The organism is Trinickia sp. (assembly GCF_051953405.1).
GTDB lineage: Bacteria > Pseudomonadota > Gammaproteobacteria > Burkholderiales > Burkholderiaceae > Trinickia.
This window is the reverse complement of sequence record NZ_JBQCIV010000074.1, coordinates 1-8,046: the sequence shown is the minus strand read 5'-3', so window position 1 is coordinate 8,046 and position 8,046 is coordinate 1. Positions and strand designations below refer to the sequence as shown.

Genomic DNA, 8,046 nt, shown 5'->3' with positions numbered 1-8,046 from the left:
CGAAATCGACCGCGGGCTTCGGCGCCGAGCAGAAGGTGTCGCGCACGGACGCCCAAGGCGTTTCGCCGCTGGCGCTGAGCGCCATCTTCAAGGCCGACGACAGCAAGCTGCCCGCGTACGTCGGCGTCGATCTCGGCAACGACGGCTATGCGATCTACCGCGTCAATGCGGTCGTTCCTGCTGCACCGATCGACGCGGGCCGCCTGGCGTCCGCGCAGCGCGAACTCGCGCAAGTCGATGCGCAAACGGAACTGGAAGCGTATGTCGCGTCGCTGCGCAAACGCTCGAAAGTGAAGGTCTTCGGCTCGCTCAATTCGTCGCAGGCCGATTCGCAGTAACGAGCGGGAGTCACGACCGGCAGTCACGAACGCTTGCCCGCCGGTCGCTCCGGCGGGATCTTCGCCGGCGGTCCCCCTCGATTGCCAGCGTGTCGCCGCCAGCCCCTCGCTTTACTTGCTACCTACTTGCGCAGCAGCGGTGCCAGCACGGGCCACACGTTGTCGAGCAGCACCGGTTGCGCCTGCTGCGTGGGGTGCATCTGGTCCGACTGGAACATGTCCGGCCGGTTTTCGATACCGGCCAGCAAGAACGGAACGAGCCGCACGTTCATGTCGTGCGCGATCGTCGAGTACATCGCGTGAAATCGTTGCGTGTAGGCCTGGCCATAGTTGGGCGGCACGTACATCCCCACCAGCACCACCTTCGCATGGCCTTGCTGCGCTTGCTCCACGATCGTGCGCAGATTGTCTTTCGTCGTCGAGATCGGCACGCCGCGCAGGGCATCGTTCGCGCCGAGTTCGACGATGACGATCGACGGCTTGAGCCGCTCCATCAACTCGGGCATGCGTGCCCGCCCGCCGCTCGTCGTATCGCCGCTGATACTGGCGTTCGCAACGCTATAATCGATTCGCTCCTGCGCGAGCCTTTTGCGCAATAGCGCGACCCATCCCGTGTCCCGCGGCAGGCCGTATTCGGCCGAGATGCTATCGCCGAGCACGACGATCACGGGCCGCGTCGATTCCGCGCTGCGGGCGGGCGTGGCGGTGAACGACGAAAGGGTGAATAGGCCGGCGGCCACCAACGCGGCGGCCGCCGCCGTACCGACAATCCAACGACGCTTGTTCATGCCAGAAGACACCAGTGCCATTATCGAAGTGCGCAGTTTATGCAAGCGGGTGAAGGACGCAACCGGCGAGCTGACGATACTCGACAACATCGAGTTCGACGTTGCTGCCGGTACGAGCGTGGCGATCGTCGGCGCGTCCGGCTCGGGCAAGTCGACGTTGCTCGGCTTGCTCGCGGGCTTGGACAACGCCACGTCGGGTTCGGTTCGCTTGCTCGGGCGGGATCTTTCGACGCTCTCGGAAGACGAGCGGGCGCGGCTCAGAAACGGCTCGATCGGCTTCGTCTTCCAATCCTTTCAGTTGATGCCGCACCTGACCGCCCTCGAGAACGTGCGCTTGCCGCTCGAATTGCAAGGCGGTGTCGATGGAAACGAAGCCACCGAGCGCGCCCGCGCGCTGCTCGAGCGTGTCGGGCTCGGTGCGCGCACGCGGCACTACCCCAAGCTCCTCTCGGGCGGCGAGCAGCAACGCGTCGCGTTGGCGCGCGCGTTCGTCACGCGTCCGGCGATCTTGTTCGCCGACGAGCCGACGGGCAGCCTCGACGCCGCGACCGGCCATGCGGTGATCGACCTCATGTTCGAATTGAACGCGGCGCAAGGGGCCACCTTGATCCTCGTCACGCACGACACCGAACTCGCTCGCCGGTGCGCGCGGACGGTGACGATCGACGCGGGCCGTATTGCCCCGCACGCTCCGCACGGCCCGCACGCTAGGGCGGGCCACCCGTGACTTAACCGCGCCGGGCGGCCTCGCGCGCGCGCTCGATGAGAGCGGACGTCGACGAGTCGTGCCGATGCGCGTCGAAGCGCTGCCCGGTCAGATCGGCTTCCACCACCTTGCCGAGGATCTTGCCGAGTTCGACGCCCCATTGGTCGAACGGGTTGATGTTCCACACCGCGGCTTGCACGAGCACCTTGTGCTCGTAAAGCGCGATCAACGCACCGAGCGAACGGGCGTCGAGCGAATCGAGCAGCAGTGTCGTCGACGGCCGGTTGCCGGGGAAGACTAAATGGGGCACGAGTTCCGGCTTGTCCGCCCCGGCCACCTTGCGGGCTTCCTCCTCGGTGCGTCCGAGCATCAACGCTTCGCTTTGCGCAAAGCAGTTCGCGAGCAGCTTCGGATGATGGCTGACCAACGGGTGCTCGGGCGTCAGCACGGCGATGAAGTCGATCGGAACGATCGTCGGGCCCTGGTGGAGCATTTGGAAGAACGCGTGCTGTCCGTTCGTGCCCGGCTCGCCCCAGGTCACCGCCGAGGTGGCGTAATCGACGTACGCGCCGTCGAGCCGCGCCTGCTTGCCGTTGCTTTCCATCTCGAGCTGTTGCAAGTACGACGGCAAAAAGTGCAGCGCTTCGGAATAGGGGGCGACCAGATAGCTTTGCAGGCCGAAGAAGTTGCGATACCAGATGCCGATCAGGCCGAGCAGGACCGGGAGGTTGCGCGCGAGCGGCGCATCGCGGAAGTGGCGATCCATCTCGTGCGCGCCGGCGAGCAGGGCGTCGAAGTTCGCCGCGCCGACCGCAATCATGATCGACAGGCCCACGGCGGACCACAACGAGTAGCGTCCGCCGACCCAATCCCACATCTCGAAGACGTTCTCCTTCGCGATGCCGAATTTCACGACTTCGGCCGGATTGGCCGACACGCCGACAAAGTGTTTGGCGAGCGCGCTTTCCGGGCAGCCTTTTTGCACGAACCATTCGCGCAACGAACGGGCGTTCGTCATCGTTTCGAGCGTCGTGAACGTCTTGGAGACGACGATCGCTAGCGTTTCCTCGGGGTCGATGCGGGCCAAGACGCGTGCGAGATCGGCACCGTCGACGTTGGAGACGAAGTAGGTCGAGATATCGGGGTGGGCGAGGTGGTTCAACGCGTGTACGACCATTTTCGGCCCGAGATCGGAGCCGCCGATACCGATATTGACGACGTGACGAATGCGCTTGCCCGTGTGTCCGGTCCAAGCGCCGCTACGCACGCGTTCGGCGAAATCGGCCATTTTCGCGCGCTCGGCCGCGATTTGTGCATGAAACGGCGCATCGGCGCTCGTGGCACGCAAGGCCGTATGCAGAGCGGCGCGGCCTTCCGTCGGGTTGACGACGTCGCCCGCGAACATCGCGTCGCGCCGTTTGGCGACGCCGGCTTCGTCGGCGAGCGCGACGAGCAAGCGTAGCGTTTCGTCGGTGATACGGTTCTTCGAAAAGTCGGCCGTGAGCCCGCCCCCTTCGACCGTGAACCGCTCGGCGCGCGAGGGGCGAGCGCTATCCGCGGCAAACCAATCGCGCAGCCGTTCGTGTCGAATCTGTTCGTAATGCGCGGCGAGCGCGGACCAAGAAGGGAGCGAGTTCAGCGTCTTGTGCGTCATGGGCGTGGGTCCAACGAAAGGGCTTAGGTCCATGAACTTGGCATGGCGCCGGGCCAGCCGGGCACACCAAGCTCGTCGTCTGTCGTCACAACAATGCAATGGAGGCGCGCCGGCGCGCGGCACTCCCGGGCGGCGTCTCATGAACGTGCGGGGCAGGGCGCCTGCACCGCGCTTGCACCGCCTAAGGTCGGTCAGTATAGCGGCGTTGCGCCTGCAATCGAAGCGACGATCGAGCGTATCGATCGTATGCGCCGCACAGCCCGGCTGCGTGGACGCACGGACGAGCCGTCCGGCGCAGAAGGTCCAACCCGACGATCCGCCCACAGCTAGCCGACAGTCAGCCGACGTCGATTCAAATGCTCATCCGAGGGTGCCCCACGCGCGCTATCATCCGATGTTTTTCACCCTCGCATTCCGATCAACACAATGAAAAAAATGGGCCCATGCGCTGCCGCTGCGGCGCTTTTCTCATGCGTATCGATTAGCGCCTTCGCGCAAACACAAACCGCCGATCTCGATTGCACGAAGCCGCATCTAGCGATCGAACGCACGATTTGCAACAACGCCGCGTTGCGGGCGCTCGACGCCCAGGCAAGCACGTACTACACGATTTTGCTCGAGGCCAAGCCGACGGCGCAGAACAAACCGTATCAAGATTTCCGCGATGCGCTGCAGGCCGATCGCCAGAAGTGGCAGCACGACACGCGCGACGCTTGCGGTGCGCAAGTTTCGTGCCTTTCCGAAGCCTACCGGCAGCGAATCGACGATTTGCGCGGCAATGCGCTCGAACATCTCGGAATCACGGTGACGGCCGCGCCGGCCCACGAGGTGCCGTCGGGCCCGTCGATCGACTACAAGAACGCCATCTATCGCATCGAAGGCAAAGACGTGACGCTGCTCGAAGGCCAGCACTCGCAGCCGGCTGCCGAGGGTGCGGCGGAGCAGGACGTCACGCGCGTCGTGGAGCCGCCCGCACATGCGGTGGGCAAGCTGGGCGGGCGATCGGCCGTGGCGGTGTTCCTGTCCCAGGAAGGGGGCGGCAGCGGAACGTTCTATTACGCGGCGCTGGTGTTCAACGACGGGCGCGGCACCACCTTTCAAATCGGCGACCGAATCCAGCCGATCGGCATCGCGATCAATGGCGACGACCTCGTTGTCAGCTACCTCGGCCGCAAGGCCGATGAGCCGATGGCCGTGCCGCCGACGGTGCCGAAAGAACGCCATTTCGCGTATATGAATGGGCAGATCGTGGAGCGTCCGCCCGCGGCCAGCGCGTCGAACTAGCTTCTAACTTGGGCCGGGCGCTCATCGCGCGAGGCGGCAGCCCGTTTCGTCGCGCCGCCATCGCGGACGCGAACGGCGCGTTTTACTTCCTCTCAAGGCATGAACGCTTTGCGCCACCCGGCCCAACGGTAGTAAAGCATCAGCATCAGCATGGCCGAAACCGATCCGAATCCAAAACTCGCCCAGATGGCATCCGGACCCCATGCATCCGTCAGCCACAAGGCGGACGGCAAACGGATGCACCAGAGGGCGACGAATAGGATGGCCACGGGGGCCAACACCGCGCCCGATGCACGGATGACGCTGGCTAGGACGAATGTCACCCCGAACGGAATCAGCGACCACGCTACCCTTGTGTTGATGTGCTGCGCGAGCTGCAATGCGGCCGTGTCGTGCGGCAGAAAGAGGCCTAGCACGCGCCCGCCGAAACACAGCGTGACTGCCACGACGCCGCCGGCCATCGCAATGTTCAAGCCGCTGCCGGTGACGGCGATCCGCCCGATCCGGTCCAGCCGTCGCGCACCGAGGTTCTGGGCGGCCAGGGGCGTGACCGCCATGCCCATGGCCAGCACGGGCAACTGCACGTAATTCCATAGCTGCAGGCAGGCGCCATATGCCGCCGAGAGTTGCGTGCCGAAGCGGTTGACGAGCGAAAACATCGTCATCATCGACAGCGATACGATGGCCATGTTCAGTCCGATCGGCGTGCCCTTCGCGATCAGCATCTTGACGATGCGCCGGTCGGGACGTAGCAGGTGGGTTTCGCCGCTTCGCAGGCACAGCACGTGCCGCGTGCGATACATGTGCAGCACCAGCGCGGTCAACCCGATGCCTTGCGCGATCAGCGTGGCGGTGGCGGAACCTGCGATGCCGAGGTGCGGCAACGGTTGCCGGCCGACGATCAACAACGGGTTGAGGACGGCATCCAATGCCACGCAGAGGGCCTGGAAGCGGACCGGTGTTCGGCTATCGCCGGTACTTCGGAACAACACGGTCAAGAAGAGGTAGGCCGTCTGCAACGGCATCGCCAGAAACGCGATGCGCAGGTACACGGCGGAAAAATGGCGCGCGGGCAGCGGCGTGCCCATCCGTGCCACGATGGATCCGGCCGATGCGGCGCCTGCCAGTGCAATCAGCACCGCCAGCGCGAGGAAAAACGTCGCGCTCGTACCGACGATCCGTTTGGCCTCGCCCACGTTCCGCGCCCCCAGGTTCTGACCGATCGAGATGGCGGCGGCCGCACCGATGCCCATCGTGAGGGACACCGCGAACGACATCACGGCGTTCGCATTGGCCGTCGCCACGAGCGCTGCCGCACCGAGATAGCGGCCGACCCACATCGCGTTGATCGACCCATTGAGCGTTTGCAGCACGTTGCCGAGCAGGATCGGCACGAAGAGCGACAGCAGCGTTGCGGCGATCGGACCTTCGGCCATCCGCGCGTGTGCGGGTCGTGCGCCGGTTGCCGCGCCCCCGCGCGTGCGGCCGGCGGGCAGCCGGATCATGTGCGCAGGCTGGCCGGCCTCATGTCCGTCCAGTGCGATTCGACGTAATCGAGGGCTTCCTGGCGCGATGCCGCCCCGTGCACGACCGACCAGCCTGCCGGGATGTCGTTGCCGGACGGCCACAACGAATACTGCAGCTCGATATTTTGGAGAACGACGTATTCCTGCTCTTGGGCGATGGTGTCGGGTGTCATGATCGGATCCTTCGATGTTGGGAGTTAGCGTGTGCGGCCGTCGATCGTTAGAGCATCTCTTTCAACAACCGGCCGATGGAGGCGAGGCAAGCCGGGCGCGCCATATCGTCGTGGCCGCAGGCGATTTCGTGAACGGTCATCGACGATTCGACGTGAGGCGCCCACAGCCTATGCAGCGGCACGGGGCGCGCATCGCCGAGCGTGGCTTCGAAGAACACCGTCGTGCCCGCGACCCGTCCGAGGTGGGGATTGCGCCACATATGCAGGACATGCTTGAAGACGTAAAACAAGCGGTGCGCTTGCGGTAGCGTCAACGTCGAGACCCGAGCGTGCCGCGCATGAATGCGCGAAAGGGTGTCGAGCGGCGAGGCGGTTCGGGCGGTTTCGCCGTCGGCCTGCCACCCGATAATTTCGAGGAAGCGGCGCAACAACTGCGCGTCCGCGGGCGGCTCGGCTTGCGGTTGCGGGCAGGGATGGCTGTCGAGCAGCACCAGCAATTCGACGGTTTCGCCTAGCTGTTCCAGACGCGTCGCGATCCGATGAGCGATGACACCGCCGATCGACCAGCCGAGCAGGCGATAGGGGCCCACGCGTTGAACGGATCGCATGGCATCGATGTAGGCGTCGACCGACGCGGCGATGTCTTCGTCGAACCGGGCGCCCGCCCGTAGGAAGGGGGCTTGCAGGGCATAGATCGGGACGTCCCGGCCCACATACGCGGCGAGCGCGGCGAAAGGCCAAGCGAGCCCCGCAGCTGTGTGCAGGCAGAACAGGGGGAGCTTGCTGCCCGTTGCGCGCAACGGCAGTACCGCATCGAAATCGCCTCCCGAATCGCCGATGTTCAACCGGTGGGCGAGCATCGATACGGATGGCGCCTCGAACAGTGCGCGCACCGGCAATTCGACGTTCAGCACGGTGCGGATACGGCTGATCAAGCGCGTGGCGAGCAAGGAGTGGCCGCCGAGATCGAAAAAGCTGTCGTCGATGCCGACGGCATCCAGTCCCAACGTTTCGGCGAACAACGTGGCCAGGGCGTGTTCGTTGGGCGAGAGGGGTGCGCGAGTGCCTTCGCTCGCGGCGAACCGAGGCGCGGGCAGGGCTTTGCGATCGATCTTGCCGTTGGGCGAAAGGGGCAGCGCATCGAGCATGACGATGGCGGTGGGCACCATGTAATCGGGCAAGCGCTCGGCCAGATACCGGCGCAACGCGGCGGGCTCGGGCAGGGCTTCGGCTTCGGCGGCCACGACATAGGCCACCAGTTGGCGGTTGCCGGGCTGATCTTCGCGCGCGATAACGGCCGCTTGCGCCACGTGCGGGTGCTGCTCCAGCGCGGCTTGGACTTCGCCGGGCTCGATGCGAAAGCCGCGGATCTTGAGTTGCTCGTCGATGCGGCCCAGAAACTCGATCGTGCCGTCGCGACGCCAGCGCCCGAGATCGCCCGAGCGATACAGGCGCGCGCCGGCAGGGCCGAACGGATCGGCTACGAAGCGCTCGGCCGTGAGCGCGGGCCGATTCAGGTAGCCGCGCGCCACGCCCGCGCCGCCGATGCAGATTTCGCCGGGCGTGCCGATCGGCAC

General features: G+C 65.4%; 7 protein-coding genes and 1 pseudogene. 3 read left to right on the top strand and 5 right to left on the bottom strand.

Annotated elements, in window-relative coordinates; translation table 11 throughout:
- Positions 1-338, top strand: a pseudogene (locus tag ACTHN9_RS12685) (SurA N-terminal domain-containing protein); the annotation flags it as partial.
- A gap of 122 nt (positions 339-460) precedes the next feature.
- On the opposite strand, the gene ACTHN9_RS12680 reads toward ACTHN9_RS12685, so the two are convergent.
- Positions 461-1,126, bottom strand: coding sequence for an arylesterase (locus ACTHN9_RS12680; RefSeq protein ID WP_440537115.1), 666 nt, complete (start codon positions 1,124-1,126; stop codon positions 461-463).
- On the opposite strand from ACTHN9_RS12680, the gene ACTHN9_RS12675 reads away from it, so the two are divergent.
- Complete coding sequence (locus ACTHN9_RS12675) at positions 1,125-1,853, top strand: ABC transporter ATP-binding protein (protein WP_440537114.1); 729 nt, start codon at positions 1,125-1,127, stop codon at positions 1,851-1,853. The two genes, ACTHN9_RS12680 and ACTHN9_RS12675, sit on opposite strands and share 2 nt — an antisense overlap.
- A gap of 1 nt (position 1,854) precedes the next feature.
- On the opposite strand, the gene pgi is transcribed toward ACTHN9_RS12675, so the two are convergent.
- Complete coding sequence (pgi, locus tag ACTHN9_RS12670; RefSeq protein ID WP_440537113.1) at positions 1,855-3,486, bottom strand: glucose-6-phosphate isomerase; 1,632 nt, start codon at positions 3,484-3,486, stop codon at positions 1,855-1,857.
- A 426-nt stretch (positions 3,487-3,912) separates the two neighbouring features.
- Here pgi and ACTHN9_RS12665 point away from each other — a divergent pair, with 426 nt between their 5' ends.
- Positions 3,913-4,770: a lysozyme inhibitor LprI family protein gene (locus tag ACTHN9_RS12665; RefSeq protein WP_440537112.1), complete on the top strand. Its 858-nt coding sequence runs from the start codon at positions 3,913-3,915 to the stop codon at positions 4,768-4,770.
- Positions 4,771-4,862: 92 nt separating this feature from the next.
- On the opposite strand, the gene ACTHN9_RS12660 is transcribed toward ACTHN9_RS12665, so the two are convergent.
- The 3 genes from ACTHN9_RS12660 to ACTHN9_RS12650 all read right to left on the bottom strand — a co-directional run.
- A complete protein-coding gene (locus tag ACTHN9_RS12660) occupies positions 4,863-6,206 on the bottom strand; it encodes an MATE family efflux transporter (protein WP_440537111.1) in 1,344 nt (447 codons plus the stop codon).
- Positions 6,207-6,271: 65 nt separating this feature from the next.
- Positions 6,272-6,469: an MbtH family protein gene (locus tag ACTHN9_RS12655; RefSeq protein ID WP_440537110.1), complete on the bottom strand. Its 198-nt coding sequence runs from the start codon at positions 6,467-6,469 to the stop codon at positions 6,272-6,274.
- Positions 6,470-6,516: 47 nt separating this feature from the next.
- A partial coding sequence (locus ACTHN9_RS12650; RefSeq protein WP_440537109.1) for a thioesterase domain-containing protein occupies positions 6,517-8,046 on the bottom strand: 1,530 nt, incomplete at its 5' end.